We start from the raw sequence: 26,365 nt of genomic DNA, 5'->3' as shown, positions 1-26,365 counted from the left end.
CCCACCCCGCCTTCACCTTCCGGTTCCTGGACTCCGGCGAGGCCGAAGAGGACATCCTGACCGCGACGGAACGCGCCGAAGAGTCCGCCAGGGCCTGGCTCGACGCACGCGGCTACGGCTACAAGAACCTCCGTGCCAAGGCCGAGGACCTCTCCCGGGCACCGCTCGGTAAACGTCGGCGCCGGGCGACGGGGCAGTCGTCCTCGTGACCGGCGCTCAGTCCTTCGACAGTACGAACGAGGTCTGGGCCTTCGGGAATCCGGGGGCCTGAGCCGCCACGAGGTAGGTGCCCGCGGACGCCGAACCGGCCGGTGGCGTCGCACAGTTCGGGGCGCTGGACTTGCGGTCCCACTTCACCGTGTACGTGACCTGGTTGTTCGCGGGCACACGGAACAGCACGCTGCCCGAGCCGCTCGGGCAGTCGGCCGAGGACCAGATGTCGTCGTCGCTGCCGGTCTGGGTGATCGCCAACACCGCGCTCTTGGGCCCGAGATCGACCTTGCAGTCGCTGCCGGACGAATTCTTCACGAGCAGCTCGAACGTGGGGGTCTCACCGGGGGCGTAGGCGTTGTGAGTGCTCCTCAGCGTCAACTTCACGGCGCCGGAGGTGCAGTCGGGCAGCGAAGACCCCGAACCGGCAGGCAATTGACCGCCCGTGCCACCGCCGCCGCTGCCGTCCGCGCCTTCGTCGGACCCGCCGGACCCGCTGCCCGTGCCACCGGAGTCCTCGGACCCCGAGCCCCCGGACGACGACCCCGAACCGTCCCCGCCGCTCGACTCGTCCCGTCCGCCCGGGTGTTGGCTGATCGCGGGCCCGGTACCCGAGGGCCCGGGAGTGATCGAGGACGTGGGGTGCTTGCCGTTGGAACCGTCCGCTCCGTTCTTGCCCCCGCCACCGCCGAAGGAGGTGACCGCCCAGGCGACGAGCAACGCCAACAGGGCCGCCACGGACAGCAGTACGGCCCTCCGTCGCCAGTAGATGGAGGAGGGAAGCGGCCCGACCGGATTGCGCAGAGATCCCACGGCGCAAACTGTACGAGAGATCGGTCGCGGGCCTTGCGCCACCCGCCCCATAATCCCAACTTTCCCATGATCATTGCGTCGGAGCCCCGCGCGCGGGGACGGAGGGCACCGCCGGGCCCGGTATCCACCCGTGCGGAGAGCGGCGGCGGACACGCCCGGTGCGAAGCCGCCGCACTCGGAGCCCGCACACGACGACCGGGAGCGTGGGACGACACGTCTTGTGCGCCGCGGCGGCGCGCGGAAACAGGGGGACCGGGCGGGGCGCGGCACCCGCACCGGCCGGCAGGTCTCCACCGCCACCCGCTCCACCGCACCGGCCTCACGCCGGACGGACGACGCACCCTGCGGACCGGCCCCTCGCCCGCGGCCGGCCGCGGCAGCCGAGTCACCACCGAACACGCGTGCCCACGGGATCAAGCCGCGCCCCGCCCCGCCGCCACAGGCGCGTCCACCGACACAACCACTCCGACCCGGTCCGGTCCCCCACCCCGCCACCCCTCCCGTGGCAGGATCGACAGCGTCATGACTGCACCCACCACCCCCACTCCCGCCCCCGCCCAGACCGACGACACCTCCGACGCCCCCACCGGCCGAGCCCCCGGTGGGGAACTGCACGGCCCAGTCATCGCCTGGTTCGACGAGCATGCCCGCGATCTCCCCTGGCGACGCCCCGAGGCCGGCCCGTGGGGCGTGATGGTCAGTGAGTTCATGCTGCAGCAGACGCCGGTCAATCGCGTTCTGCCCGTGTACGAACAGTGGCTCATCCGCTGGCCGCGCCCGGCCGACCTGGCCAAGGAGCCCCCGGGCGAGGCCGTCCGCGCCTGGGGCCGCCTGGGCTATCCGCGCCGCGCCCTGCGCCTGCACGGCGCCGCCGTGGCCATAACGGAACGGCACGGCGGCGACGTACCGACCGATCATGCCCATCTACTGTCCCTGCCCGGCATCGGCGAGTACACGGCTGCGGCCGTGGCCTCCTTCGCGTACGGCCAGCGGCATCCGGTCCTGGACACCAATGTGCGCCGGGTCCTCGCCCGCGCGATCTCCGGCGTTCAGTACCCGCCCAACGCCACCACCGCCGCCGAGCGCAGGCTCGCCCGTGAGCTGCTGCCCGAGGACGAGCGCACGGCGGCCCGCTGGGGCGCCGCCTCCATGGAACTGGGCGCGCTGATCTGCACCGCCAAGAACGAGGCCTGTCACCGCTGCCCGATCACCGCGCAGTGTGCATGGCAACTGGCCGGGAAGCCGGAGCACGACGGCCCGCCACGCCGCGGCCAGGCGTACGCGGGGACGGACCGCCAGGTGCGCGGGCGGCTCCTGGCCGTGCTGCGGGAGGCCGTCACCCCGGTCCCCCAGTCTGTCCTCGACCGGGTCTGGGACGAGCCGGTGCAGCGCGCCCGCGCACTGGACGCCCTGGTCTCCGACGGGCTGGTGGAGCCCCTGCCCGGCGGCCTCTACCGCCTTCCGCTCACCTGACGCCGTACCGTCCGGGCGCGCGCACCACCCGCCGCGCCCGGACGGTCCGCTGGCATCCGGCACTCGCTCACTTCACAGCCGCCGGCACACCACGTCACGGCGTCCGTCTCGCCACCTCACCGAGCCTCACACCCATCGACCGGACAAATCACCACATACATTCCCCAACTTCCCCCTGGCCGCACCCAGTTCCTCCTTCCGTTACACAACCGACGGACAGCCGAGGGCTCTCCGCAGGCTGCCTCGCACAACGCCGTGACAACTCATCCGTAGCTTCATATGCGTGCCACCCAAGGAGCGGTGCACATGCGACACGGACGTTGCAGAACCGGCACCTGGCTGTGGGACGCAGCCGAAGGTCAGCTCGGACACGGGGAACGGAGGCGGTTGGAATGGCGCAGGGTGAGGTGCTCGAGTTCGAGGAGTACGTACGCACCCGGCAGGACGCGCTGTTGCGCAGCGCCCGTCGGCTGGTTCCCGACCCGACCGACGCCCAGGACCTGCTGCAGACGGCGCTTGTGCGCACCTACGGCCGCTGGGACGGTATCGCCGACAAGCGTCTGGCGGATGCCTATCTGCGCCGCGTGATGATCAACACGCGCACCGAGTGGTGGCGGGCCCGCCGGCTCGAGGAGGTCCCCACCGAGCAGCTTCCGGACGCGTCCGTCGACGACACCACCGAGCAGCACGCGGACCGGGCGATGCTGATGGACGTCCTGAAGGTGCTTGCTCCGAAGCAGCGCAGTGTCGTCGTGCTGCGACACTGGGAGCAGATGTCCACGGAGGAGACGGCCGCCGCCCTCGGCATGTCGGCCGGTACGGTCAAGAGCACGCTGCACCGGGCACTTGCCCGGCTCCGGGAGGAGCTGGAGGCCCGCGACCTGGACGCACGCGCGCTGGAGCGTGAGGAGCGGGAGCGTTGCGCGGCCTAGGCACGTGGGCCATGGAGCCCAGAGGAGCCCTCAAGGCGGCGATCGCGGCGATGGCCGTGATCGCCGCCATCGGGCTTTTCGTCTCCGCCTGCGCCACCGGCGGCACGGGCGCGCGAGACGAGGGTCCGGCGGGCAGCGACGCGGTGGTCCCGAGCGCCGCCCCCTCCCCGTCCCGCTCCTCGGCTGCCAATGAGCCCACGCGGCTGGACGTGGTCCGGATGGTCAAGGACGACCCCGAGGTCGCGAAGGCGGTCAAGCAGGATCTGAAGCCGTGCGTGGCCGACGAGTACCCGGTCGACGTGTCCTACGGCGACCTGACCGGCGGCGTCGCCAACGACATCGTGGTCAATGTGATGACCTGCGGCGACGCCGTCGGCGTGGGCTCGTACGTGTACCGCATGGAGAACCACAGGTACCAGAATGTGTTCAAGGCCGAGGAGCCGCCGGTCTACGCCGAGATAGACCGTGGTGACCTGGTGGTGACCCAGCAGATCTACGAGAAGAGCGACCCGCTGTCGTATCCCTCCAGTGAGGATGTGATCACCTACAACTGGAGGGGCAGCCACTTCGCCTTCGTGACCAGCACGCGCAACGTGTACAGCAACGCGGTGGGCAACGGCGGCACGCCCGCCCCCGCCGGGAACTGAGAGCAGCGGATGGCAGAGCAGACCCACGTCCTGTTCGTCGAGGACGACGACGTCATCCGCGAGGCCACACAACTCGCCCTGGAGCGGGACGGCTTCGCGGTCACCGCCATGCCCGACGGACTGTCCGGCCTGGCGGCGTTCCGCGCCCGCCGCCCCGACATCGCCCTGCTGGACGTGATGGTCCCCGGCCTGGACGGCGTCAGCCTGTGCCGCCGGATCCGCGACGAGTCGACCGTACCGGTGATCATGGTGTCCGCCCGCGCCGACTCGATCGACGTCGTACTCGGGCTGGAGGCCGGCGCCGACGACTATGTGACCAAGCCGTTCGACGGTGCCGTGCTGGTCGCGCGCATCCGCGCGGTGCTGCGCCGCTTCGGGCACGCGAGCGGCACCGACCGCGGGTCCGAGAACGCCTCGGCACAGGACTGCGGAGTACTCACCTTCGGCGAGCTGGAGATCGACACCGAGGGCATGGAGGTACGGCGCTCGGGGCAGACGGTGGCGCTGACGCCGACCGAGATGCGGTTGCTGCTGGAGTTCTCGTCGGCGCCCGGCACCGTGCTGTCACGCGACAAGCTGCTGGAACGCGTGTGGGACTACGGCTGGGGCGGTGACACCCGCGTCGTCGACGTCCATGTGCAGCGGCTGCGCACGAAGATCGGCCAGGACCGGATCGAGACGGTCCGCGGCTTCGGCTACAAGTTGAAGGCCTGAGCAGAGGTATGCGCGGGTTTCTCCGACGCCTGGTCCCGGGCGACGCCATACGGACCGGTCTGCGATGGAAGCTCAGTGCGGCGATCGCCCTGGTCGGCGCGCTGGTCGCGATGGCGCTGAGCCTGGTGGTGCACAATGCGGCGCACGTGTCGATGCTCGACAACTCGCGCGATCTCGCCGACGAACGCATCCAGGTGGCCCAGCGGATGTACGAATCCGGGCGCACCCAGTCCTTCGGGGTCAAGGTCGACGACCCGACCATCCCGCGAGATCTGCTGGAGAAGGTGGCGGAGGGCCGGCGCGCCACCTATGTGTCCGAGGGCGCCCACGGTGTGCCGGACATATGGGCCGCGGTACCGCTCAAGGACGGGCGGGTGCTGTCCCTGCACACTCGCTTCACCGACCGCAGCGCCGACGTGATGAAGGACCTCGACCAGGCGCTGATCATCGGTTCGATCGCGGTCGTCCTCGGTGGTTCGGCGCTCGGCGTGCTCATCGGCGGCCAGCTGTCGGGCCGGCTGCGCAAGGCGGCTGCCGCCGCGAACCGGGTCGCCGCGGGTGAGACCGATGTACGCGTCCGCGACGCGATCGGTGGGGTCGTGCGCGATGAGACCGACGATCTGGCGCGCGCGGTGGACGCGATGGCGGACGCGCTGCAGCAGCGCCTGGAGGCGGAGCGCCGGGTGACGGCGGACATCGCGCACGAGCTGCGCACCCCCGTCACGGGCCTGCTCACCGCGGCGGAGCTCCTCCCGCCGGGCCGCCCCACCGAACTGGTGTTGGACAGCGCGCAGGCCATGCGCACGCTGGTGGAGGACGTCCTGGAGGTGGCCCGTCTTGACGGAGCCTCCGAGCGGGCCGAGCTGCAGGACATCATGCTCGGCGAGTTCGTCACCCGGCGGGTGGCGGCGAAGGACCCGGACACCGAGGTCCGGGTGATCCACGAGTCGGAGGTCACCACCGACCCGCGCCGTCTGGAACGTGTGCTGTTCAACCTGCTGGCCAACGCGGCACGGCACGGCAAGCCGCCGATCGAGGTGTCGGTCGAGGGCCGGGTGATCCGGGTACGGGACCACGGCACAGGCTTCCCGGAGGAGTTGCTGTCGGACGGTCCGCAGCGCTTCCGCACCGGGCGCTCGGACCGCTCGGGCACCGGGCACGGCCTGGGCCTGACGATTGCGGCGGGTCAGGCGCGAGTGCTGGGCGCACGCCTGACCTTCCGCAACATCCGCCCCGCCGGGACCCCGGAGCACATGGCGTCCGAGGGCGCGGTCGCCGTGCTGTGGCTGCCGGAGCACGCGCCGACGAACACCGGGAGCTTCCCGATACTGCCGCTGTCCGGGAGCTGACCGCGCACGGGCTCGCCGAGGACCTCCCGGTGGTCTAGTCATGTGGCATTAGCAGGCCCAGTCCTTGTCCAGGTCCAGGCCACCCTCCCGGCGCTGGGTGAAGGAGAACCAGTTGCCGGAGTCGTCGCGGAAGAGCGCCTCGATGCCGTACGGGCGCTCCTGCGGCTCCTGGAGGAACTCCACACCGCGGTCCTTGAGCTTCTTGTAGTCCCCGTGGATGTCGTCGGTGGCCAGCACCCCCGCACCGAGCGCCCCCTTGGCCACGAGCTTCTTCATCATCTCGGCGGACTCGGGGTCCATCGCGGGCGGACCGGGCACCATGAGCGTCAGCTCGACGTCGGGCTGGTCGGGGGCGCCGACGGTGATCCAGCGCATGCCGCCCTCCCCCATGGTCATGTCCGTACGGACCTCGAGGCCGAGCTTCTGCGTGTAGAACTCCTTGGCCCGGTCCTGGTCGAGGACCCAGACGGTCGTGATGGCGAGGCCTTTGATCATGTCGTTCTCCCGGAGGCGGGGGGTTTCTTCTGCGCCCCCACGGTAGGCACCAGGGGCGTCAGGGCGCTTCTTCGGAATTGCGGTCCCGGGCGCCGGACCCGGGACGGAATCCTCCGGCCCAGAGCATCGCGTAGCAGCCCGGTATGAGCGCGGCCCCGCGGCCGACGTGCTTGGCGCGGTACTCGCTGGGGGTGAGGCCGGTCCAGGCCTTGAACCGGGCGGAGAACGTGCCGACGCTGCTGAATCCCACCAGATGGCAGATCTCGGTCACGGTCAGATTCGCGGTGCGCAGAAGATCCTCGGCCCGCTCGATCCGCCGGTGGGTCAGATACTGGCCGGGAGTCTCGCCGTACGCCGCCTTGAAGGCCCGGATGAAGTGATACCGCGAGTACCCGGCGTGCGCGGCGACGGCGTCGAGATCCAGGTCCGGGTCGGCCCAGTCCCGGTCCATCGCGTCCTTGGCGAGCCGCAGCTGCCGCATCTTGTCCACGGGTTCGATGCTGCCACGGAGCACCGACAGCATTTCGCGCCCTGGACGGGCGAAGGCCCCCGGGGCGGACAACGCCGGGGGCCTTCGGGACCGGGGTCCGCGCGTCTCAGACGGCCTCTGCAACCGTCGGCTGCGCGTCCGCGGCGTCCCCGGCCGCGGCCCCGGTCGGCTTGCTCTGTCCCGCGCCACGCAGTGGGACCTCCTTCACGAACACCGCGGCCAACAAAGCCGCCACGGCCACCACCGAGCCCAGCAGGAAGGCAGAGTGCGTGCCTGCCGACACGGCGTGCTGGTAGGCCTCGCGAGCCGCCGCCGGCAGCTTCTCCAGGCTCTTCGCATCCAGTTGCGCGGACTGTTCGGTGACCTTCGACCCCAGAGCGCCCGCCCGCTCGGCCATCACGTGCTGCACCCGGTTGTTGAACAGTGCGCCCATGATCGCGACGCCGAAGGAGGAGCCGAGGGTCCGGGCGAGCGTCGTGGTCGACGAGGCCACGCCCATGTCCGGCATCTCGACGCTGTTCTGCGCCACCAGCATGGTGATCTGCATCAGGCAGCCCATGCCGGCGCCCAGGACGGCCATGTACACACCCGAGGTGAGCCGGCTCGTCCCCGTGTCCATCTGCGCGAGCAGGAACAGGCCCGCGATCATCAGCACGCTGCCGGCCACCGGGAAGACCTTGTACCGGCCGCTGTTGGTGGTGACCCGCCCCGCGACCATCGACACGACGAGCATCGCGCCCAGCATGGGCAGGAGCAGCAGACCGGAGTTGGTCGCGGACGCCCCCTGGACCGCCTGCTGGTAGAGCGGGAGGAAGAGCACCGCACCGAACATCACGAATCCGGTGATGAAACCGATCGCGGACATCAGCGAGAAGTTGCGGCTGCGGAAGATGTGCAGCGGCACGACCGGCTCGGCGGCCTTCATCTGCCAGAACACGAATCCGATGAGCGTGGCGACGCCGATCCCGGCCAGCTCCATGATCCGCGCGGATGTCCAGGCGTACTCGGTGCCGCCCCAGGTGGTGACCAGCACGATGGCGGTGATGCCGACGGTCAGCAGCCCGGCGCCGAGGTAGTCGATGCGGGCCTTGGTGCGCTTCTTGGGAAGGTGCAGTACGGCGCTGATGGCGAGCAGAGCCACCACGCCGAGCGGCAGGTTGATGTAGAAGGCCCAGCGCCAGCCCCAGTGGTCGGTGATGGTGCCGCCGACCAGGGGTCCGCCGATCATGGCCAGCGCCATGATGCCGGCCATCATGCCCTGGTACTTGCCGCGCTCCCGCGGCGGAATCAGATCGCCGATGATGGCCATGACGCCGACGAAGAGGCCACCGGCGCCGAGGCCCTGCACGGCCCGGAAGCCGATGAGCTCGCCCATGTTCTGGGCCATGCCGCTGAGCGCCGATCCGATCAGGAAGATCACGATCGACGTCATGAAGGAGCCCTTGCGCCCGTACATGTCGCCGAGCTTGCCCCACAGCGGCGTGGAGGCGGCGGTCGCGAGCGTGTATGCGGTCACCACCCACGCCAGGTGCTGCAGACCGCCGAGCTCGCCCACGATCGTCGGCATCGCGGTGCCCACGATCATGTTGTCGAGCATCGCGAGCAGCATCGCGATCATGAGCGCGAGCAGGACGACCCGCACGCTCCGTGGCTGTTTCTCGGCTCCCGCCGGTACCGCGCTGTCCGCCATCTGCCCCACTCCCCTGAGTACTGCGTGCCGTCGGCCACTTACTTGTCGCCCGGCTAGTTCACTACACTGAGAGGAAGGTAGTCCCGTAACTAGCCGGGCGTCAAGTAAGTTTCGGTGGGCCTGCCTGCCGACGGCGCATCAGGGTTTTCCGGGAGTGCGAGGAGTACGAGGGATGGGCGGCACCACCATGGACGGCACCAAGCGGCAGCGGCGCGGAGACACCCGCCAGCGCATCCAGGACGTGGCGCTCGAACTCTTCGCCGAGCAGGGTTACGAGAAGACCTCGCTGCGCGAGATCGCCGAGCGCCTGGACGTGACCAAGGCCGCACTCTATTACCACTTCAAGACCAAGGAAGAGATCCTGGTCAGCATCTTCGAGGACCTCTCCCGGCCGATGGACGAGCTGATCGAGTGGGGGAAGGCGCAGCCGCACACCCTGGAGACCAAGCAGGAGGTGCTGCGCCGCTACAGCGAGGCGCTCGCCGGGGCGACCCCCCTCTTCCGCTTCATGCAGGAGAACCAGGCCACCGTCCGGGAACTGAGCATCGGCACCCAGTTCAAGGACCGCATGCTGCAGATGCGCGACATCATCAGGGACCCGGACGCGTCACTGACCGACCAGGTCCGCTGCATCAGTGCGCTGTTCACGATGCATGCGGGGATGTTCGTCCTCCAGGAGATGGAGGGCGACCCCTCGGACAAGCGCAAGGCGGTCCTCGAGGTCGCCATCGACCTGGTGACGCAGGCGCACTCGGGCGCGCCGTCGTAAGGGCTCGTCAGAGGCCGACACCCTTGGACCGCAGATAGGCGAGGGGGTCGACGGCGGAGCCGTAGTTCGGGGTCGTACGGATCTCGAAGTGCAGGTGGGGCCCGCTGGAATTGCCGGTGTTGCCGGAGAGTCCGATGTGCTGGCCACGGGCGACGGTCTCACCCACCCTGACGTCGATCCGCGCGAGGTGGGCGTACTGGGTGTGCATGCCGTTCGGGTGCCTGATGACGATGGCGTTGCCGTACGCGGGCCCGTCACCGGCGCCGTTCGGGCCGGCCTTGACGACCGTACCGCCGCACGCGGCGAGGACGCCCGTCCCGCTCGGCACGGCGAAGTCCTGGCCGCTGTGGGTGGACCGCCACATGCCGCCGGCCTGGTTGAAGCGGGCGGAGAGCGTGTAGTGCTTGACCGGACCGACCCAGGCGGCCGGCCTGCTCGGGGCGGTACGGGCGGGCGCCTTCGCCTCGGCAGGGCGGGCGGGAGCCTTCACCTCGACAGGACGGACAGGAGCCTTCGCCTCGACAGGACGGACAGTAGCCTTCTTCGCGGCGGCATCGGCAGGGACCTTCGCCGCTACGGCTTCGGTGGCGGCCTTGCCCTCGGTGGTACCGGCCGCGACCGCGACCCCGACTCCCAGCACGGCCGAGGCCCCCACACCGGCGGCCAGAGCGGCGACTCGGGTGCGGAGCCGGAACGTACGGGTCGAAAGGGTCACGCTGCGCTTCACCATCGGAACCTCAGAGGTCGGGGACTTGACCATCTCTTGGTAACCGCAGCACCGATCAACCCCAAAATGCGTGATCTACGACGATAGCTCGTACTCAATGGCAAAGTGCCCACAAACTTGACAGGTATGGGCGATATCGGACAATCCCCTGACTGGGGAGATTTCCGTAATCCACCCCCGAGGGCACGCGATAAAAGTCCCTTTTGTCCGAATAAGCGCCCGACTATCGCGCCTAGTACCGTCCAACCGCCCTGTGCGGCATGTCACCGGAGCCGCCCGGCGGGCGGACCCTCCGTCATGAATCGGCTACGGGAAACGGGACAACCCGACGGCCGCGGAAACACCCGACGGAATCCGATCCCCCTTTCCGCACAGCCGGGTGGAATCCCCTACCGCCACGCTCGTCCCGCCGCCTAAGACGGCGGAGGCCACGGGCGCCGGCATGCGCGCGGTGGCGTCTTGCCACGCCCCTGGCCCGCCGCCGCACCGGGGCACATATGCGGGGTTCCTGCCCGGCTCACCTGCTGTCGGGACCACCGGCACCGCCCCGTGCACACAGCGAAAAAAGGGGCCGCCCCGGGACCGAAGTCCCGGGGCAGCCCCTGCGGCGAAACCCCTGGAGGGTTACGCCTCCTTGCTCAGATTCGGGCCCGCGCCACCGGCCGCCTGTTCGATCGGCGGAACGTCCGGCAGTGCCGACTTCTCCTCACCGCGGAAGGTGAAGGTCTTGGCGTCGCCCTCGCCCTCCGTGTCGACGACCACGATGTGGCCCGGACGCAGCTCTCCGAAGAGGATCTTCTCGGACAGCGTGTCCTCGATCTCGCGCTGGATGGTGCGGCGCAGCGGCCGGGCACCCAGCACGGGGTCATAGCCCTTCTTCGCCAGCAGCTCCTTGGCGGACTGGGCGAGCTCGATGCCCATGTCCCGGTCCTTGAGCCGCTCGTCGACCTTGCCGATCATCAGGTCGACGATCGCCAGGATGTCCTTCTGGGTCAGCTGCGGGAAGACGACCACGTCGTCGACGCGGTTGAGGAACTCGGGCCGGAAGTGCTGCTTCAGCTCGTCCTGCACCTTGTTCTTCATGCGCTCGTAGTTGGTCTTCGTGTCGCCGGCGGCGGCGAAGCCCAGGTTGAAGCCCTTGGAGATGTCCCGGGTGCCGAGGTTGGTCGTCATGATGATGACCGTGTTCTTGAAGTCCACGACCCGGCCCTGGGAGTCGGTCAGACGACCGTCCTCCAGGATCTGCAGCAGCGAGTTGAAGATGTCCGGGTGGGCCTTCTCGACCTCGTCGAAGAGAACCACCGAGAACGGCTTGCGCCGCACCTTCTCCGTCAGCTGGCCGCCCTCCTCGTAGCCCACGTAGCCAGGAGGCGAACCGAAGAGGCGGGAGACCGTGTGCTTCTCGCTGAACTCCGACATGTCGAGCGAGATCAGCGCGTCCTCGTCACCGAACAGGAACTCCGCCAGCGCCTTGGACAGCTCGGTCTTACCGACACCGGACGGGCCCGCGAAGATGAACGAACCACCTGGACGTTTCGGGTCCTTCAGACCCGCACGCGTACGACGGATCGCCTTCGACAGCGCCTTGACGGCGTCCACCTGGCCGATGACCCGCTTGTGGAGCTCGTCCTCCATGCGGAGCAGGCGGCTGGACTCCTCCTCGGTGAGCTTGAAGACCGGGATGCCCGTGGCCGTGGCCAGGACCTCGGCGATCAGCTCGCCGTCGACCTCGGCGACGACGTCCATGTCGCCGGCCTTCCACTCCTTCTCCCGCTTGGCCTTCGCGGCGAGCAGCTGCTTCTCCTTGTCGCGGAGAGAGGCCGCCTTCTCGAAGTCCTGGGAGTCGATGGCCGACTCCTTGTCCCGGCGGACGGCCGCGATCTTCTCGTCGAACTCGCGGAGGTCCGGCGGCGCGGTCATCCGGCGGATGCGCATCCGGGAACCGGCCTCGTCGATCAGGTCGATCGCCTTGTCCGGCAGGAAGCGGTCCGAGATGTACCGGTCGGCCAGGGTGGCGGCCTGGACCAGCGCCTCGTCCGTGATGGAGACGCGGTGGTGCGCCTCGTAGCGGTCGCGCAGGCCCTTGAGGATCTCGATGGTGTGCGGCAGGGACGGCTCCGCGACCTGGATGGGCTGGAAGCGGCGCTCCAGGGCCGCGTCCTTCTCCAGGTGCTTGCGGTACTCGTCGAGCGTGGTCGCGCCGATGGTCTGCAGCTCACCGCGCGCCAGCATCGGCTTCAGGATGGAAGCCGCGTCGATGGCGCCCTCGGCGGCACCCGCACCGACCAGCGTGTGCAGCTCGTCGATGAACAGGATGATGTCGCCGCGGGTGCGGATCTCCTTGAGCACCTTTTTCAGGCGCTCCTCGAAGTCACCGCGGTAGCGGGAGCCGGCGACCAGCGCGCCCAGGTCGAGGGTGTAGAGGTGCTTGTCCTTGAGGGTCTCGGGCACCTCGCCCTTGACGATGGCCTGCGCCAGGCCCTCGACGACCGCCGTCTTGCCGACGCCGGGCTCGCCGATGAGCACCGGGTTGTTCTTGGTCCGGCGGGACAGCACCTGCATGACGCGCTCGATCTCCTTCTCGCGCCCGATGACCGGGTCGAGCTTGGACTCACGAGCGGCCTGGGTGAGATTCCGGCCGAACTGGTCCAGGACGAGCGAGGTCGAGGGCGTGCCCTCGGCCGGGCCGCCGGCGGTGGCGGTCTCCTTGCCCTGGTAGCCCGACAGCAGCTGGATGACCTGCTGACGGACGCGGTTGAGGTCTGCGCCCAGCTTGACCAGGACCTGGGCAGCGACGCCCTCGCCCTCACGGATCAGGCCGAGCAGGATGTGCTCTGTGCCGATGTAGTTGTGACCCAGCTGAAGAGCCTCGCGGAGCGACAGCTCCAGGACCTTCTTGGCACGGGGGGTGAAGGGAATGTGGCCCGAGGGCGCCTGCTGGCCCTGGCCGATGATCTCCTCCACCTGCTGGCGGACCGCCTCGAGCGAAATCCCGAGGCTCTCCAGGGCCTTAGCGGCGACACCCTCACCCTCGTGGATCAGGCCCAGGAGGATGTGCTCGGTGCCGATGTAGTTGTGGTTGAGCATCCGGGCTTCTTCCTGAGCCAGGACGACAACCCGCCGCGCGCGGTCGGTGAACCTCTCGAACATCGTTAATCGCTCCTCAGAGCGGTCAGGCAGTGAGGGGACGCTCCCCTCGCTGTCCTTCCGCAGCTTAGTCCCGCAAGCGGGGACCGCTCATTCCAACTGCCGACACCGTCCTTGGCCTCCTGACCCCGAACGCCGACAACTGCTCCAACCCGATGGTGCGAGACGATGTTCCCGCAGGCCAGGCAGTCACCCCACTCACCACTACGCCTTTGGCGAACGTGAGACAGCCTTTCCCGCGAGACGCCCCCTCCCACTAGGGATGTCTTACCCGTACGCACTGACACTCCATGCCGCGCACACCGGTTCCCTCCGCTACGGGCGAACATCCTTGCGCCGCCGAACACCCCCGCACGCCCCCTTTTTCGGCACCCTGCGGAGCGGGTTCGACACACAGCGTAACCCTCAACGGACTTCCCCTGTTGCTCCTGGCATGGTCCACACGGTGCCTCTCCCCCGAAGACCGCCGGACCCGAGCAGCGCGGTGCGTCACTGGTACGAGGAGGAGCTGGGCTGGGCGACCGTGCCCGGAGAGCCGGTGCGGCTGCTGACCGGGGTGCGCTTCGACGTCCTGGAGGTTCCCGCGGAGGCCGGGCTGGCCGCGCTGCGGCATCTGGGGCCCGCCTCCCCGGTGGCGCTGTGCGGAGGCCAGCTGCGGCTGCTGGTGGCCGCGGGCAGCGCGGAGGAGCTGCCGGGGCTGCTCGAATGGCTGGAATGGGGGGCGCTGGCCCTGGATCTCACGGCGACCGGAGCGGGCGGGCACATGGAGGCTCCGCTGCCGCCGGGTCCGGCCGGCACCCCGGGATCCCGGCCGTTCCCCCTGGGCCGGAACGATTCACAGGGGGCCGCTGTGTGGCTGCGGCCCCCCGAGCCGGGGTGCGAGGTGGAACTTCTGCTGCCGATGCTGTCGGCCGTGCGGGGCGGTGGGGGCGCCCCCGATCTCGTACGGCTGGTCGACACGATGGCGACGCAGTGCCACCGGGTCCGGCTGCGGCGCTCGTGCGCTCAGCCGTTCGCCTTCTCGTAGGCCTCGCGGATGGACGCCGGCACACGGCCGCGGTCGTTGACCTCGTAGCCGTTCTCCTTCGCCCAGGCGCGGATCTGCGCGGTGTCCTGACTGCCACCGGAAGCTGCGGCGCGGGCCTTGCCACGTCCGCCCGACGCACGGCCTCCGGTACGACGACCACCCTTCACATAGGGGTCGAGAAGGCCACGGAGCTTGTCCGCGTTGGTGGTCGTGAGATCGATCTCGTACGTCTTGCCGTCCAGCGCGAACGTGACGGTCTCGTCCGCCTCGCCACCGTCGAGGTCGTCGACAAGAAGGACCTGAACCTTCTGTGCCACCGGATTTCCTTTCATCGATAACTTCAGGGCCGAGGGTACGCGGCATGTGCCGCCTGAATCGCGTCCCCTGTTATATGCAGTACTGCAGTACGTCGGAAAGCAAACCGCTTTTGCTGGAAAAACACAAACCCCAGGGGAGAGGGCGACCGCCGATCCGAAGACGGAAAGATGCGCGTTTCGGACATAGGGAACCCGGGCAAGGTCATCAGGCTGAAGCACGGCTGAATAGTCGGCGGCGATCCCTTGGCGATCACAGATGCAGAAGCATCCGACTGTTGCCCAAGGTGTTCGGTTTCACTCGTTCGAGACCGAGGAACTCCGCCACACCCTCGTCATAGGAACGCATGAGCTCCGCGTACACATCGGTGTCCACGGGCGTCTCGCCGATCTCCACGAAGCCGTGCTTCCCGAAGAAGTCCACTTCGAAGGTCAGACAGAAAACGCGGCGAACGCCGAGCCAGCGAGCGGTTTGCAGCAACTTCTCCAGCAACTGATGACCGACACCGAGACCCCTGGCGACGGGGTTCACCGCGAGAGTGCGGACTTCTGCCAGGTCTTCCCACATGACGTGCAGGGCGCCGCAGCCCACGACCTCGCCGTTGTCGTCCCGCTCCGCCACCCAGAACTCCTGGATGTCCTCGTAAAGCGTCACCGTCGCTTTGTCGAGCAGGATGCCGCGCCGGACGTAGGCGTCGAGGAGGCGGCGAACCGCCGGGACATCGCTCGTCCTGGCCCGTCGGACAGCGATGGCTTTTGCGGTGACTTCGGAGCGCTCTGCTGGCATGACCGGACGCTATCGCCCGGTGGGGTCCTCGGGGGCGACGGGGTTGTTCTCGTCACGCATCTTCGCGGGGTTCTTCTCGGGGTCCCCCTCGGGCTTCTCGCCCTCGCTCCCCCCGGAAGGACCCGGGGGTGCGGCGGATTCGGGGGATTCCGCCTCCGCGGCGGCCGTTTCGGTACTCGGAGGCTCCCAGGACCTCTCCGGACCCTGCACGATCCGTACCGCGTCCCTCAGCGCCAGTCGCTGTTCGTCACTCATCATGCCGAAGAAGGCCACGAGTGCGGCAGCCGGGTTGTCGCTCTGCGACCAGGCGTCGTTCATCAGTGCGGCCGCGTAGGCGGCACGGGTGGAGACCGCTTCATATCGATAGGCACGGCCTTCCGCCTCACGGCGGACCCAGCCCTTCTGATGGAGATTGTCCAAAACGGTCATGACCGTGGTGTACGCGATGGACCGTTCCTGCTGAAGGTCTTCCAGGACTTCTCGAACGGTCACCGGGCGGTTCCACTTCCACACCCGCGTCATGACCGCGTCTTCGAGTTCTCCCAATGGCCGAGGCACGTTCAGCACAATAGTGGGAGATGTCCCCATTGGCCTGCTGAGCGAGCATCTAAGTGTCGAACGGCAACAAAAAGGGCGTACGACTCGAAAAGCGAGCGAGTCGTACGCCGGACGGCGTGGCGGGTGCCCAAGGTGCGGGCGCCGCTCGGGTGAGGTCCGTTACGGGTCAGACCTTGGCGTCAGGAGTGCCCTGACGGGCATCCTCGGCGCGCGCGAGGGCCGCGTCGACGGCCGCGTCCTCCTTGGCCTTGTTGACACCGCCCTGGGTCTTCACGATCACCCTGATGAGCCCGATGAAGAAGACGGCCATGACGACCGGGGGCACGAGCGCGGAGACGTAGTCCATGTGTCCAGAGTAGCCAGGTCCTGTCCCATGTATCCCGGTCGGGTGGGCGTCAGACGGATCGGAGCAGGTACGACGGGTGCGGCACTAGCCGACGGCGAGCTGCTGCTCTGCGTGCGGGGGCCCGGGCTTGCGCTTGGGCGGGAAGACCTCGCCGGGGGTCGGAATGGGGCGCGAGGGGCGCGGGGTCTGCGGCTCGGGGCGCGGGACCGGCTTCTCGGGCCGCTCGGCCGGCTTGTCCGTGGGTTTACGGGCCGGTTTCTCGGCCGAGTCCTCGCCACCGGCACGGCCGCCCGGCAGAGCCGTGAGGCGGGTACGGGAGGCCGGGATGGCCACCCTGAGCGGGATGAGGTGGACGCGCGCCTCGCGTTCCGCGAGGGATCTGCAGCGGTCGAGGAGCGCGGCGGCAGCGGGCGCGCCGCGCAGCGCGCGCAGGGCGGCGAGGTCGTCCGGAACCGGTCGGTAGCCCGCACGCAGGGCGTCCTCCAGGAGGGCAAGATAGCCGGTGGAGGCGCCGGGAAGGGCGGCCCGGTAGCGCGCGAGGTCCGCCAGCAGGAAGGCCCTCAGGCGGGCACCCTCCCGCACCGCCTCGTCGACGGACTCGGCGAGGCGGAGGCAGTCCTGGACGTCCTCGGCGGAAGCGGTGCGGGGGTGGAGGGCGAGGGCGAGGGCACGGCGGAGCACACACAGCTCCTCCGCGCCGAACGCCAGGCCGCCACGGGATCCGTATGGCGTGGGCATGCGGTGACGCTACCGCTAATCGGACAAAACCGCCCCAACGGGGTGCCGTGTCGCTCTCCCGTTCCCTCAGGTGGGGGCGGGTACGGCCCTTCGCCGTCGCCGAGAGCACGCAGGGGCGGACGCGGATGCGTCGCGGCCTGCATCGCCCATGCGGCGGAGCGGCACGCGGCACAACCCCGCGCCCCTGAAGGGGCGCGGGCGTCCCTCCCCGCGTGACGCGCTCTACATGCGTGACACGTTGCGTTCGTACACCAGCCGCAGGCCGATCAGCGTCAGCCACGGCTCGTGTTCGTCGATCACCGAGGCCTCGCCCAGGACCATCGGGGCCAGGCCGCCCGTCGCGATGACCGTGACGTCGTCCGGATCGTCCGCCAGCTCACGGGCCATCCGGCTCACCACGCCGTCGACCTGACCCGCGAAGCCGTACACGATGCCCGCCTGCATGGCCTCGACCGTGTTCTTGCCGATCACCGCGCGCGGCCGGGCGAGTTCGATCTTGCGGAGCTGGGCACCGCGGACGCCGAGGGCCTCCACGGAGATCTCGATGCCGGGGGCGATCACGCCTCCCGCGTACTCGCCGCGGGCCGAGACGGCGTCGAACGTCGTCGCCGTGCCGAAGTCCACGACGATCGCCGGGCCGCCGTAGAGCTCGACCGCCGCCACCGCGTTGATGATGCGATCGGCACCGACCTCCTTCGGGTTGTCCATCAGGATCGGGACGCCCGTCTTGATGCCGGGTTCGACCAGCACCGCGGGGACGTCGCCGTAGTAGCGGCGGGTGACCTCGCGCAGCTCGTGCAGCACGGACGGGACCGTGGAACAGATCGCGATGCCGTCGATGCCGTCGCCCAGCTCGTCGCCGAGGAGGGGGTGCATGCCCATCAGCCCCTGGAGGAGCACCGCCAGCTCATCCGCCGTGCGGCGCGCGTCCGTGGAGATGCGCCAGTGTTCGACGATGTCCTCGCCGTCGAACAGACCCAGAACCGTATGCGTGTTGCCTACGTCGATGGTCAGCAGCATGGGCCCTACCTACTCCGCAGCTCTCAGGTCCAGGCCGATGTCCAGGATCGGGGACGAGTGGGTCAGCGCTCCGACCGCGAGGAAGTCGACGCCCGTGTCCGCGTACGCCCTCGCGTTCTGCAGCGTCAGGCGCCCCGAGGCCTCCACGAGGGCCCGGCCGTCGACAATGGCCACCGCCTCCTCGCACTCGCCCGGCGTGAAGTTGTCCAGAAGGATCAGGTCGGCGCCCGCGTCCACGACCTCGCGCAACTGGTGCAGGGTGTCGACCTCGACCTCGATCGGTACGTCCGGGAACATCTCACGGACCGCTCGGAAGGCCTGCGCAACCCCGCCTGCCGCCACGACGTGATTGTCCTTCACCAGCGCCGCGTCCGACAGGGACATGCGGTGGTTGACGCCGCCGCCGCAGCGCACCGCGAACTTCTCCAGGGCCCGCAGACCCGGCGTCGTCTTGCGGGTGTCCCGTACGCGCGTCTTGGTGCCCTCCAGGGCGTCCGCCCACGCGCGGGTGGCCGTCGCGATGCCCGACAGCCGGCAGAGGAGGTTCAGTGCGCTGCGCTCGGCGGTGAGCAGGTCGCGGGTGAGGGCGGTGACCGTCAGGAGCTTCTGACCGGCCTCCACCCGGTCTCCGTCGTCCACGTGGCGCTCGACCTCGAACTCCTCCGTGCAGACCACCGAGAGGACAGCTTCGGCGACTCTCAGGCCCGCCGCGACGCCGGCCTCGCGCGCGGTGAAGTCGCCCGTGGCGACCGCGTCCTCGGGGATCGTCGCGACCGTCGTCACGTCCACGCCGTGGGCCAGGTCCTCCTGGATGGCGACGTTGGCGATGTCCTCGACCTCCACCGGGTCGAGCCCGGCGTCGGCCAGGATCTGGGCGAGCGCGGGGTCCAGCCCGCACTCCAGGTATTCCTCGTCGCCGTCCGCGCCGCAGGCACAGCCGTCGCCGCAGCCGCCGCTGGGGACGAGGGGAAGGTCGGGGGTGCTCACTTCTGTCACTGCTCCTGGGAATGCATCGCGGTACCCCCTGCTCGAGCGGGGCCGAGGACTTGGGGGAGGGTCGGGGGGAAGTCTGCGGTCTCGGTGGTGCGGACGGCCAGCGTCCGGTCCGGATTCAGCGTCACGACGATGTGGCGGCGCCAGTCGGTGTCGTCACGGCCGGCGTGGTCCTCACGCCAGTGGCAGCCGCGGGTCTCCGCACGCAGCAGGGCGGCGGCGACCAGGACCCGGGCGACGCACAGGAGGTTGGTGGTCTCCCAGGTGTCGACGCCGGGCTCGGAGGTCTTGCCGTTCTCCTCGAGGGCGTCACGCGCGTCGCTGTGCAGCCGCTGGATGCGGTCGGCGGCCTCCTGGAGCGAGCGCGCGGACCTGAGCACTCCGGCTCCGTCCGTCATGATCCGCTGGATCGTGAAGCGGTCCTCCGGGGCGAGCAGCGGATGCGCGGGCGTCTCCGGGTACGGGACCGGTTCGGGCACGCGCGCGTACAGGCCGTCCTCCGTCCGGCCGCGCGCGATGTCGGCCGCGATGCGCTCGGCGTAGACGAGACCCTCCAGGAGGGAGTTGGAGGCGAGCCGGTTCGCGCCGTGGACGCCTGTGCAGGCGACCTCGCCGCACGCGTACAGGCCCGGCACGGTCGTCCTGCCCCGGGAGTCGGTGCGTACGCCGCCGGAGGCGTAGTGGGCGGCCGGGGCGACCGGGATGGGCTCGGTGACGGGGTCGATGCCGTGGGCGCGGCAGGCGGCGAGGATCGTCGGGAAGCGGTTCTCCCACATGTCGGCGCCGAAGTGGCGGGCGTCGAGGAACATGTGCTCGGCGCCTCGCTCCTGCATACGGCGCATGATCCCCTTGGCGACGATGTCCCTGGGCGCCAACTCGGCGAGTTCGTGCTGCCCGGCCATGAAGCGCACCCCGTCCGCGTCCACGAGGTGGGCGCCCTCGCCGCGCACCGCCTCGGAGACCAGCGGCTGCTGGCCCTCCGCGTCCGGGCCGAGGAAGAGCACGGTCGGATGGAACTGCACGAATTCGAGGTCGCTGAGCTCGGCACCGGCACGCAGGGCGAGCGCCACGCCGTCGCCCGTGGACACCGAGGGGTTGGTGGTCGCGGAGAAGACCTGGCCCATCCCTCCGGTCGCGAGAACCACGGCGGGGGCGTGCACGGCGCCCACGCCGTCGTGCTGGCCCTCGCCCATGACGTGCAGGCTCACGCCCGTGGTGCGGCCCTCGGCGTCCGTCAGCAGGTCGAGCACCAGCGCGTTCTCGATCGTCCGCAGCCCACACGCGCGTACCGCCTCGACCAGTGCACGGGAGATCTCGGCGCCGGTCGCGTCGCCGCCTGCGTGTGCGATCCGGCGACGGTGGTGGCCGCCCTCACGGGTGAGCTGGATGCCGCCCTCGCCGTCGGTGTCGAAGTGGGCGCCGGTCGAGATGAGCCGGCGTACGGCGTCCGGGCCCTCGGTGACCAGGATGCGCACCGCCTCCTCGTCGCACAGGCCCGCACCCGCCACCAGCGTGTCCTCCAGGTGCTGTTCGGGGGTGTCGCCCTCACCCAGGGCCGCCGCGATGCCGCCCTGTGCCCAGCGGGTGGAGCCGTCGTCCAGACGGGCCTTGGTGACCACGACCGTCCTCAGGCCCGCCGCCTCGCAGCGCAGGGCCGTGGTGAGACCGGCGACGCCGGACCCGACGACCACGACGTCCGCAGCGATGGACCAGCCCGGTTCTGGCGCGTGCAGTCGTATGCCTGTGCTGGTCACGAGGCGGCTCCGTGGGGGTCGATGGGCTCGGGGGCTCCGAAGGAGAGAGGGAGGTTGTCGATCAACCGGGTCGTCCCGACCCGGGCGGCGACGGCGAGTACCGCCTCACCGGTGAAATCGTCGGAGATCTCGGTGAAGTCCGAGGGATCGACCAGGGCCAGGTAGTCCAGCACCAGAGGCGGATCCAGGTGGGCTCCCTCGTCGATGACGAGCCGGGCGGCGGCGCGTACCGCGGAGGGACCACCGGGCGCGGCCTTCGCGACCGCGTGGGCGTCGGCGGCGGCACGCGACTCGCCTATCGCGCTCAGGGCCTCTGCCCGCGCGTGCGTGGCGGGCACTTCGCGGGCACGCGCGCGCAGCGCCTCCTGTGCGGCGTGCCGGTCCCGGCCGGCGAACAGGGCGCGGGAGAGGGCGAGCGCGGTGTACCGCTCGCCGGGCGACAGGTAGCGGTTGCGGCTGGAGAGGGCCAGGCCGTCGTCCTCGCGCACGGTGGGCACACCGACGATCTCCACGCCGAAGTTCAGGTCGCGCACCATCCGGCGGATCAGGGCGAGCTGCTGGGCGTCCTTCTGCCCGTACAGGGCCACGTCGGGACGGGTGAGATGCAGCAGCTTGGCGACGACGGTGAGCATGCCGTCGAAGTGGCCGGGCCGGAAGGCCCCTTCGAACCGCTCCCCCATGGGTCCCGCCGAGATCCGCACCTGGGGCTCGCCACCGGGATAGACCTCGTCCACCGCAGGGGCGAACACGACGTCCGCGCCGGCCTGCTCTGCGATCTTCAGATCGGCGTCCAGAGTGCGGGGATAGCGGTCGAGATCCTCCCCCTTGCCGAACTGCAGTGGATTGACGAAGACGGTGACGACGACCTCGCCCTCGCCTCCGGCGATCCGACGGGCGCCACGGATCAGCGTGGCGTGGCCCTCGTGGAGGGCGCCCATGGTCATCACGACGGCACGGCGGCCGCGCCTCACACGCGCGTGCAGTTCGTCGGCGGTGCGCAGCAGGGTGGTCATCGGGCGCTCCCCTCGGTCCCGTCGGCGAGTACCCCGAGGAGGTCCTCGGCCAGCTCCGGCTTGAGCAGTCCGTGGGCCAGAGCCCGGTCGGCGGTCGCACGGGCCATCGCCAGATAGCCCGCGACGGTCCCCGGGGCGTGCTTGCGCAGCTCGGCGACGTGCGCGGCGACCGTGCCCGCGTCGCCGCGCGCGACGGGGCCGGTCAGGGCCGCGTCACCGGAGCGCAGAGCATTGTCGAGGGCGGCACCGAGCAGCGGACCGAGCATGCGGTCCGGGGCTTCTACGCCCGCCTCGCGCAGCAACTCCATGGACTGGGCGACCAGCGTGACCAGGTGGTTGGCGCCGAGAGCCAGGGCCGCGTGGTACAGGGGGCGCAGCTCCTCGGCGATCCATTCCGGCTCGCCGCCCATCTCGATCACGAGCGCCTCGGCGGCCAGCCGCAGTTCCACGGGCGCCGTGACCCCGAACGAGCACCCGGCCAGGCGCTGGACGTCCACCGGTGTGCCGGTGAAGGTCATCGCGGGGTGGAGGGCGAGCGGCAGCGCTCCGGCGCGCAGGGCGGGGTCGAGCACTTTGGCGCCGTATCGTCCCGAGGTGTGCACGAGCAGCTGTCCCGGCCGTACGGCCCCTGTCTCGGCGAGTCCCTCCACGAGGCGCGGCAGCGCGTCGTCCGGCACCGTCAGCAGGACCAGGTCGGCGCGCTCCAGGACATCGGCGGGCGGGACGACCGGCACGTCCGGAAGCATCAGCGCCGCCCGTCGGCGGGAGGCGTCGGAGACCCCGGACACGGCGACCGGACGGTGCCCGGCGAGCTGCAGCGACGCGGCGAGCACGGGCCCGACCCGGCCGGCGCCGACCACGCCCACACTGAGCCGGGCGGGGCGGTCCTTGGGGTCCGGCTGTTGGAATGTACTCACTCGACGGTGGCCTTCCCGTTCCAGTCCGCTCTGGGTACCGGACGATTTCTCGTCATGTTAACGCGATCGGGTCCCCGGTCGGTCGGCCGTCCACAGGCTGTGGGTTTTCGCACGTCGTGCGAGGCGAGGAAATCGGGGGTGCCCGACGATGCCGTCGCACGGCATCATCCCGGCGTGAGGACGAAGTGACGAGGGCAGGCGGGAACATGACGCAGACGACGGACGGGAGCCGGGTGCCGGCGGCCGGGCGGGACGAGCGGCGGCCGGTCCTGGCGCCCGACGAGCGGGAGGAGCAGCCGATGCCATCGGCCCACGAACTGGGGCGCCTGCGGCGCGAGCGCCGGGCCGCCGCTCTCAGAAGCGCACAGCACGTCCTGGCGCGTCCGGGCGCCCTGGGAACGCTCCGGGAGCGGCTGGCGCTGCTGGACGGCGTGGGGGACGTGTACGACCTGGACGAGACCGCGGACATCTACGGCACCGGGATTGTCGAGGCACTGGAGGCGAAGGTCGCCGGGCTGCTCGGCAAGGAGGCCGCCGTCTGCTTCCCGACGGGCACGATGGCCCAGCAGGTGGCCCTGCGCTGCTGGGCGGGGCGCACCGGGAACCCCACCGTGGCCCTGCACGCGCTCGCCCACCCCGAAGTGCACGAACGGAAGGCGTTCACCGAGGTCAGCGGGTTGCGCCCGGTGCACGTGACGAGCGAGCCCCGGCTGCCGACCGTCGACGAGGTGCGCGACTTCGAGGAGCCCTTCGGCGCTCTGATGCTCGAGCTGCCTCTCAGGGACGCGGGTTTCGTGCTGCCGACCTTCGCGGAGCTGACCGACGTGGTCCGGGCCGCGCGGGAGCGGGACGCGGTGGTGCACTTCGACGGCGCGCGCCTGTGGGAGACCGAGCTCCACTTCGGCCGCCCGCTGGACGAGATCGCGGAGCTCGCGGACAGCGTCTATGTGTCGTTCTACAAGTCCCTCGACGGGTACGGCGGCGCGGCGGTGGCGGGGCCCAGGACGTTCGCCGAGGAGGCCAGGACCTGGCGGCACCGCTACGGCGGCCTCGTCTTCCAGCAGTTCCCGACGGTGCTGTCGGCCCTCGCCGGTCTGGAGCGGCAACTGCCCCGGCTGCCGGAGTACGTGCGGCACGCGCGCGCGGTCGCCGCGGCACTGCGCGAGGGATTCGCGGCGACCGGGGTCCGGTGGGCCCGGGTGTTCCCCGAGGAGCCGCACACTCATGAGTTCCAGGTCTGGCTGCCGTACGACCCGGACGTCCTCGCGGAGGCCGCCGTCCGGCAGGGCGAGGAGACCGGCAGGCTCCTGTTCGCCGCCGCCTGGGACCGCGGCGGCCCGGGCCTGGCGTTCACCGAGGTCTCCGTACGGGCCGACGGGCTGGCATGGACGGCGGACGACGTCAAGGCGGCGGTGACGGACTTCGTGGAGCGGCTGCCGGCGGCCGAGTGCTGGTAGTGCTGAGACCGGAAAGGTTCACCGGCTCGCGACGCTTGGCACGGCACCTCGCCGCGTTGTCGCATCAACAGCGATCCGTGGGCTCCGCGGCTGCCCCCGTGGTACCGGGTTGACGGCCGTACCGGTCCGTCGTCGCGACGATTGACGAGCACCGTCAAGCGAGGGACGCGATGTCGGCGGTGCGGTGCACCATGAGGTCATGAGCGTGGACATCGACATCACCGGGCTGCGGCCGGAGAAGATCGCCGTGGTGCCCTCGCCCCTGGCCGAGCTCGGGATGGCCCTCCACGCGTTGTCCGAGCCCGGTCACCACCCGGGGCTGCAGGGCTGGGCGACCACCGTCACCGCCGGCCTCGACTCGCATCTCGCCGACCGTATGTGCGAGGCCGACTTCCTGTGGCGTACGACGTTCTCGGACCTCTTCCTGCCCTACGCGGGCATACCGGGCCGGTGCACGCTCCCCGGTGCCACGCTCGCCGAGGACCTGGACCAGCTGGACAAGCTCAGCGACGAGCAGTTCGTGGACGCGGCACTGGAGTTCACGTGTGCGCTGCCGTACAGCGTGCCGGGCCCCGCCGCGCTCACCGACGCGGAGGCCCGTCGGCGCGCCCTCGAGCTGGCCGCCGCGCGTGGACCGCAGCAACTGCTGTTCACCGAGCGGCTGCTGGCCGACCCGCCGCGGACCCGGGCCTGGCTGCGGGCGTTCCTGGGGGAGTGCGACACGGCGTTCTTCGCGGACACCTGGTCCCGGCTGCGCCACCAGCTCGCGGCGGACGCCCGTCACAAGACGGACCTGCTGCGGCGCAAGGGCCTGGCCGAGGCGCTGAGGTCGGTGTCGTCCGCGGTGACCCTCGACGAGGCCGGGGCCCGGATCGTCGTCGACAAGCTCGGCGACGGCCGCAGCGCCACGGTGGAGGGCGGCCTGCTGCTCGTCCCGACCAGCCTGGGCCGGCCACATCTGATGGTGCTGCACCGGTACGGGTGGCAGCCGGTGCTGCACTACCCGGTCAGCCACCCGGAGCCGGTCGCTCCGCCGTCGGTGCAGCAGCTGACCCTGCGGATGACGGCGCTGTCCCATCCGGTGCGGATGCGCATGTGCCGTAGTCTCGCCCGCAGCGCGTTCACCACGGGCGAGCTGGCCCAGATCCACGGCATGACGGCGCCGGAGATATCCCGGCACCTGAGCGCCCTGAAGAAGGCGGGCCTGCTCACCACCCGTCGGCGCGGCCGGTATGTCCTGCACCAGCTGGACGTGACCGCGGTGGCCCGGCTGGGGAGCGACTTCCTGGAAGGGCTCCTGCGGTAGCCGCGCGCGGGAGAGCGCCGCCGGCCGACGGAGGCGCTCAGTCGAAGCGGATGTGGCTGAACCCGACCTTCGCCTGCCGCAGCCGGGTCCGCAGGGCCCCCTCGTTGTTGGGCCTGAGCGTGAGCCCGGCGAGCACGGCGATCCGGTCCGCCGTCTTGGGCACTGTGGAGTGGTCCGTCCACAGGTGCTCGGCGAATTCCGGTTCACGCAGGCGCTCGAGGCAGTGGTCGAGCTGCTGGACGGCCCAGCTCTCCCTGCGCAGCGGGGCACCCTTGCCGGCGACGTACTGGAGAAGGTGCCCGAAGCCGCGCTCCCGCAGCCTTTCCAGCACGGTCTCGCGCTGCGCGAGAAGGGTGAAGTGCCGTATGTCGTGTCCGAGTTCGCGCAGACGGCCGACCGTCTCCCCGAAGTAGTCCGGCTCCGTGACCGTCATGGGGACGATGACCACGCCGTCGTGCTTGTTCAGCGCCAGATCGAGCACCTCGACCACGCCCTGCCGCCAGGACGCCAGGTCCTGGAAGTCGCCGCGCAGTTCGGGCGGCAGCATACGGCGCAGCCCGAAGCCGGCGTCCTCCGGATCGCAGATGACGCTGCCGGGCAGCCGTCGCCGCATCTCGTGTGCGGTCTGTGTCTTGCCGCCCCCGAAGGGGCCGTTGATCCACAGGAGCATGCGCCGACC

At 70.3% G+C, this 26,365-nt stretch carries 27 protein-coding genes; 10 read left to right on the top strand and 17 right to left on the bottom strand.

Going from position 1 to position 26,365, the window contains the following annotated elements:
- Positions 1–209, top strand: a 209-nt coding sequence (locus VXC91_RS27810) for a DUF6204 family protein (protein WP_329510082.1), incomplete at its 5' end; no start/stop codon positions are given.
- Between the two features lie 7 nt (positions 210–216).
- On the opposite strand, the gene VXC91_RS27805 is transcribed toward VXC91_RS27810, so the two are convergent.
- Entirely contained in the window at positions 217–1,023 is an 807-nt protein-coding gene (locus VXC91_RS27805) for a hypothetical protein (RefSeq protein ID WP_329510081.1), read from the bottom strand.
- A 522-nt stretch (positions 1,024–1,545) separates the two neighbouring features.
- Here VXC91_RS27805 and VXC91_RS27800 point away from each other — a divergent pair.
- The 5 genes from VXC91_RS27800 to cseC all read left to right on the top strand — a co-directional run bounded on the left by VXC91_RS27800 (position 1,546) and on the right by cseC (position 6,138).
- Positions 1,546–2,496, top strand: coding sequence for an HhH-GPD family protein (locus VXC91_RS27800; RefSeq protein WP_329510080.1), 951 nt, complete (start codon positions 1,546–1,548; stop codon positions 2,494–2,496).
- 392 nt (positions 2,497–2,888) lie between these two features.
- A complete protein-coding gene (locus VXC91_RS27795; RefSeq protein WP_329510079.1) occupies positions 2,889–3,428 on the top strand; it encodes a SigE family RNA polymerase sigma factor in 540 nt (179 codons plus the stop codon).
- Positions 3,429–3,439: 11 nt separating this feature from the next.
- Positions 3,440–4,075 (top strand): hypothetical protein, encoded by a 636-nt coding sequence (locus VXC91_RS27790; protein WP_329510078.1) that lies wholly within the window; start codon positions 3,440–3,442, stop codon positions 4,073–4,075.
- 9 nt (positions 4,076–4,084) lie between these two features.
- The gene (cseB, locus tag VXC91_RS27785; protein WP_329510077.1) at positions 4,085–4,789 is read left to right on the top strand and encodes a two-component system response regulator CseB; all 705 of its coding nucleotides are present in this window, start codon (positions 4,085–4,087) and stop codon (positions 4,787–4,789) included.
- 8 nt (positions 4,790–4,797) lie between these two features.
- Complete coding sequence (gene cseC / locus VXC91_RS27780; protein ID WP_329510076.1) at positions 4,798–6,138, top strand: two-component system sensor histidine kinase CseC; 1,341 nt, start codon at positions 4,798–4,800, stop codon at positions 6,136–6,138.
- Positions 6,139–6,186: 48 nt separating this feature from the next.
- Here the strand turns inward: cseC and VXC91_RS27775 are convergent, their stop codons facing one another.
- The 3 genes from VXC91_RS27775 to VXC91_RS27765 form a co-directional block, all read right to left on the bottom strand.
- Positions 6,187–6,633: a VOC family protein gene (locus VXC91_RS27775; protein ID WP_329510075.1), complete on the bottom strand. Its 447-nt coding sequence runs from the start codon at positions 6,631–6,633 to the stop codon at positions 6,187–6,189.
- A gap of 58 nt (positions 6,634–6,691) precedes the next feature.
- Positions 6,692–7,114, bottom strand: coding sequence for a helix-turn-helix transcriptional regulator (locus VXC91_RS27770; RefSeq protein ID WP_329510086.1), 423 nt, complete (start codon positions 7,112–7,114; stop codon positions 6,692–6,694).
- Between the two features lie 115 nt (positions 7,115–7,229).
- On the bottom strand, positions 7,230–8,813 hold the full coding sequence (locus tag VXC91_RS27765; RefSeq protein ID WP_329510074.1) for an MDR family MFS transporter: 1,584 nt from the start codon (positions 8,811–8,813) through the stop codon (positions 7,230–7,232).
- 172 nt (positions 8,814–8,985) lie between these two features.
- On the opposite strand from VXC91_RS27765, the gene VXC91_RS27760 reads away from it, so the two are divergent.
- The gene (locus VXC91_RS27760; RefSeq protein ID WP_329510073.1) at positions 8,986–9,582 is read left to right on the top strand and encodes a TetR/AcrR family transcriptional regulator; all 597 of its coding nucleotides are present in this window, start codon (positions 8,986–8,988) and stop codon (positions 9,580–9,582) included.
- Positions 9,583–9,589: 7 nt separating this feature from the next.
- On the opposite strand, the gene VXC91_RS27755 is transcribed toward VXC91_RS27760, so the two are convergent.
- Entirely contained in the window at positions 9,590–10,312 is a 723-nt protein-coding gene (locus VXC91_RS27755; protein ID WP_329510072.1) for a M23 family metallopeptidase, read from the bottom strand.
- Positions 10,313–10,933: 621 nt separating this feature from the next.
- The gene (locus VXC91_RS27750) at positions 10,934–13,459 is read right to left on the bottom strand and encodes an ATP-dependent Clp protease ATP-binding subunit (protein ID WP_329510071.1); all 2,526 of its coding nucleotides are present in this window, start codon (positions 13,457–13,459) and stop codon (positions 10,934–10,936) included.
- Between the two features lie 430 nt (positions 13,460–13,889).
- On the opposite strand from VXC91_RS27750, the gene VXC91_RS27745 reads away from it, so the two are divergent.
- Positions 13,890–14,483 carry an SCO3374 family protein gene (locus VXC91_RS27745; RefSeq protein ID WP_329510070.1) on the top strand — a complete coding sequence of 198 codons (594 nt, stop codon included), beginning with the start codon at positions 13,890–13,892 and terminating at the stop codon, positions 14,481–14,483.
- On the opposite strand, the gene VXC91_RS27740 is transcribed toward VXC91_RS27745, so the two are convergent.
- The 10 genes from VXC91_RS27740 to VXC91_RS27695 form a co-directional block, all read right to left on the bottom strand.
- Positions 14,462–14,800, bottom strand: coding sequence for a histone-like nucleoid-structuring protein Lsr2 (locus VXC91_RS27740; protein WP_329510069.1), 339 nt, complete (start codon positions 14,798–14,800; stop codon positions 14,462–14,464). The genes VXC91_RS27745 and VXC91_RS27740 overlap by 22 nt on opposite strands.
- Before the next feature lie 250 nt (positions 14,801–15,050).
- Positions 15,051–15,584, bottom strand: a complete 534-nt coding sequence (locus VXC91_RS27735) for an amino-acid N-acetyltransferase (RefSeq protein ID WP_329510068.1) — start codon at positions 15,582–15,584, stop codon at positions 15,051–15,053.
- Positions 15,585–15,593: 9 nt separating this feature from the next.
- Complete coding sequence (locus VXC91_RS27730; RefSeq protein ID WP_329510085.1) at positions 15,594–16,106, bottom strand: BlaI/MecI/CopY family transcriptional regulator; 513 nt, start codon at positions 16,104–16,106, stop codon at positions 15,594–15,596.
- A 202-nt stretch (positions 16,107–16,308) separates the two neighbouring features.
- A complete protein-coding gene (locus VXC91_RS27725) occupies positions 16,309–16,488 on the bottom strand; it encodes a hypothetical protein (protein WP_329510067.1) in 180 nt (59 codons plus the stop codon).
- A gap of 84 nt (positions 16,489–16,572) precedes the next feature.
- A complete protein-coding gene (locus VXC91_RS27720; RefSeq protein ID WP_329510066.1) occupies positions 16,573–17,226 on the bottom strand; it encodes a hypothetical protein in 654 nt (217 codons plus the stop codon).
- 222 nt (positions 17,227–17,448) lie between these two features.
- Positions 17,449–18,246, bottom strand: coding sequence for a type III pantothenate kinase (locus tag VXC91_RS27715; RefSeq protein ID WP_329510065.1), 798 nt, complete (start codon positions 18,244–18,246; stop codon positions 17,449–17,451).
- Positions 18,247–18,255: 9 nt separating this feature from the next.
- A complete protein-coding gene (nadC, locus tag VXC91_RS27710) occupies positions 18,256–19,233 on the bottom strand; it encodes a carboxylating nicotinate-nucleotide diphosphorylase (protein ID WP_329510064.1) in 978 nt (325 codons plus the stop codon).
- A 5-nt stretch (positions 19,234–19,238) separates the two neighbouring features.
- On the bottom strand, positions 19,239–20,993 hold the full coding sequence (locus VXC91_RS27705) for an L-aspartate oxidase (RefSeq protein ID WP_329510063.1): 1,755 nt from the start codon (positions 20,991–20,993) through the stop codon (positions 19,239–19,241).
- Positions 20,990–22,006, bottom strand: coding sequence for a pantoate--beta-alanine ligase (panC, locus tag VXC91_RS27700; RefSeq protein WP_329510062.1), 1,017 nt, complete (start codon positions 22,004–22,006; stop codon positions 20,990–20,992). The genes VXC91_RS27705 and panC overlap by 4 nt, the downstream gene beginning before the upstream one ends.
- Positions 22,003–22,923 carry a Rossmann-like and DUF2520 domain-containing protein gene (locus VXC91_RS27695; RefSeq protein ID WP_329510061.1) on the bottom strand — a complete coding sequence of 307 codons (921 nt, stop codon included), beginning with the start codon at positions 22,921–22,923 and terminating at the stop codon, positions 22,003–22,005. The genes panC and VXC91_RS27695 overlap by 4 nt, the downstream gene beginning before the upstream one ends.
- 299 nt (positions 22,924–23,222) lie before the next feature.
- Here VXC91_RS27695 and VXC91_RS27690 point away from each other — a divergent pair, with 299 nt between their 5' ends.
- Both VXC91_RS27690 and VXC91_RS27685 read left to right on the top strand, forming a co-directional pair.
- Positions 23,223–24,380: a threonine aldolase family protein gene (locus VXC91_RS27690; RefSeq protein ID WP_329510084.1), complete on the top strand. Its 1,158-nt coding sequence runs from the start codon at positions 23,223–23,225 to the stop codon at positions 24,378–24,380.
- Between the two features lie 199 nt (positions 24,381–24,579).
- Positions 24,580–25,686 carry a DUF5937 family protein gene (locus VXC91_RS27685; RefSeq protein ID WP_329510060.1) on the top strand — a complete coding sequence of 369 codons (1,107 nt, stop codon included), beginning with the start codon at positions 24,580–24,582 and terminating at the stop codon, positions 25,684–25,686.
- A gap of 37 nt (positions 25,687–25,723) precedes the next feature.
- Here the strand turns inward: VXC91_RS27685 and VXC91_RS27680 are convergent, their stop codons facing one another.
- Positions 25,724–26,356: an AAA family ATPase gene (locus VXC91_RS27680; protein WP_329510083.1), complete on the bottom strand. Its 633-nt coding sequence runs from the start codon at positions 26,354–26,356 to the stop codon at positions 25,724–25,726.
- Between the last annotated feature and the right edge of the window lie 9 nt (positions 26,357–26,365).

This window comes from Streptomyces chiangmaiensis, assembly GCF_036281785.1.
Taxonomy (GTDB): Bacteria; Actinomycetota; Actinomycetes; order Streptomycetales; family Streptomycetaceae; genus Streptomyces; species Streptomyces chiangmaiensis.
The sequence above is the reverse complement of the archived record's forward strand: the minus strand, read 5'-3'. Positions and strand labels throughout refer to the sequence as shown.

Coding starts and splice junctions, on each gene's coding strand:
- VXC91_RS27800 (WP_329510080.1), top strand. CDS start 1,546: ATGACTGCACCCACCACCCCCACTCCCGCCCCCGCCCAGACCGACGAC.
- VXC91_RS27795 (WP_329510079.1), top strand. CDS start 2,889: ATGGCGCAGGGTGAGGTGCTCGAGTTCGAGGAGTACGTACGCACCCGG.
- VXC91_RS27790 (WP_329510078.1), top strand. CDS start 3,440: ATGGAGCCCAGAGGAGCCCTCAAGGCGGCGATCGCGGCGATGGCCGTG.
- cseB (WP_329510077.1), top strand. CDS start 4,085: ATGGCAGAGCAGACCCACGTCCTGTTCGTCGAGGACGACGACGTCATC.
- cseC (WP_329510076.1), top strand. CDS start 4,798: ATGCGCGGGTTTCTCCGACGCCTGGTCCCGGGCGACGCCATACGGACC.
- VXC91_RS27775 (WP_329510075.1), bottom strand. CDS start 6,633: ATGATCAAAGGCCTCGCCATCACGACCGTCTGGGTCCTCGACCAGGAC.
- VXC91_RS27770 (WP_329510086.1), bottom strand. CDS start 7,114: ATGCGGCAGCTGCGGCTCGCCAAGGACGCGATGGACCGGGACTGGGCC.
- VXC91_RS27765 (WP_329510074.1), bottom strand. CDS start 8,813: ATGGCGGACAGCGCGGTACCGGCGGGAGCCGAGAAACAGCCACGGAGC.
- VXC91_RS27760 (WP_329510073.1), top strand. CDS start 8,986: ATGGGCGGCACCACCATGGACGGCACCAAGCGGCAGCGGCGCGGAGAC.
- VXC91_RS27755 (WP_329510072.1), bottom strand. CDS start 10,312: ATGGTGAAGCGCAGCGTGACCCTTTCGACCCGTACGTTCCGGCTCCGC.
- VXC91_RS27750 (WP_329510071.1), bottom strand. CDS start 13,459: ATGTTCGAGAGGTTCACCGACCGCGCGCGGCGGGTTGTCGTCCTGGCT.
- VXC91_RS27745 (WP_329510070.1), top strand. CDS start 13,890: ATGGTCCACACGGTGCCTCTCCCCCGAAGACCGCCGGACCCGAGCAGC.
- VXC91_RS27735 (WP_329510068.1), bottom strand. CDS start 15,584: ATGCCAGCAGAGCGCTCCGAAGTCACCGCAAAAGCCATCGCTGTCCGA.
- VXC91_RS27730 (WP_329510085.1), bottom strand. CDS start 16,106: ATGACGCGGGTGTGGAAGTGGAACCGCCCGGTGACCGTTCGAGAAGTC.
- VXC91_RS27725 (WP_329510067.1), bottom strand. CDS start 16,488: ATGGACTACGTCTCCGCGCTCGTGCCCCCGGTCGTCATGGCCGTCTTC.
- VXC91_RS27720 (WP_329510066.1), bottom strand. CDS start 17,226: ATGCCCACGCCATACGGATCCCGTGGCGGCCTGGCGTTCGGCGCGGAG.
- VXC91_RS27715 (WP_329510065.1), bottom strand. CDS start 18,246: ATGCTGCTGACCATCGACGTAGGCAACACGCATACGGTTCTGGGTCTG.
- panC (WP_329510062.1), bottom strand. CDS start 22,006: ATGACCACCCTGCTGCGCACCGCCGACGAACTGCACGCGCGTGTGAGG.
- VXC91_RS27690 (WP_329510084.1), top strand. CDS start 23,223: ATGCCATCGGCCCACGAACTGGGGCGCCTGCGGCGCGAGCGCCGGGCC.
- VXC91_RS27685 (WP_329510060.1), top strand. CDS start 24,580: ATGAGCGTGGACATCGACATCACCGGGCTGCGGCCGGAGAAGATCGCC.
- VXC91_RS27680 (WP_329510083.1), bottom strand. CDS start 26,356: ATGCTCCTGTGGATCAACGGCCCCTTCGGGGGCGGCAAGACACAGACC.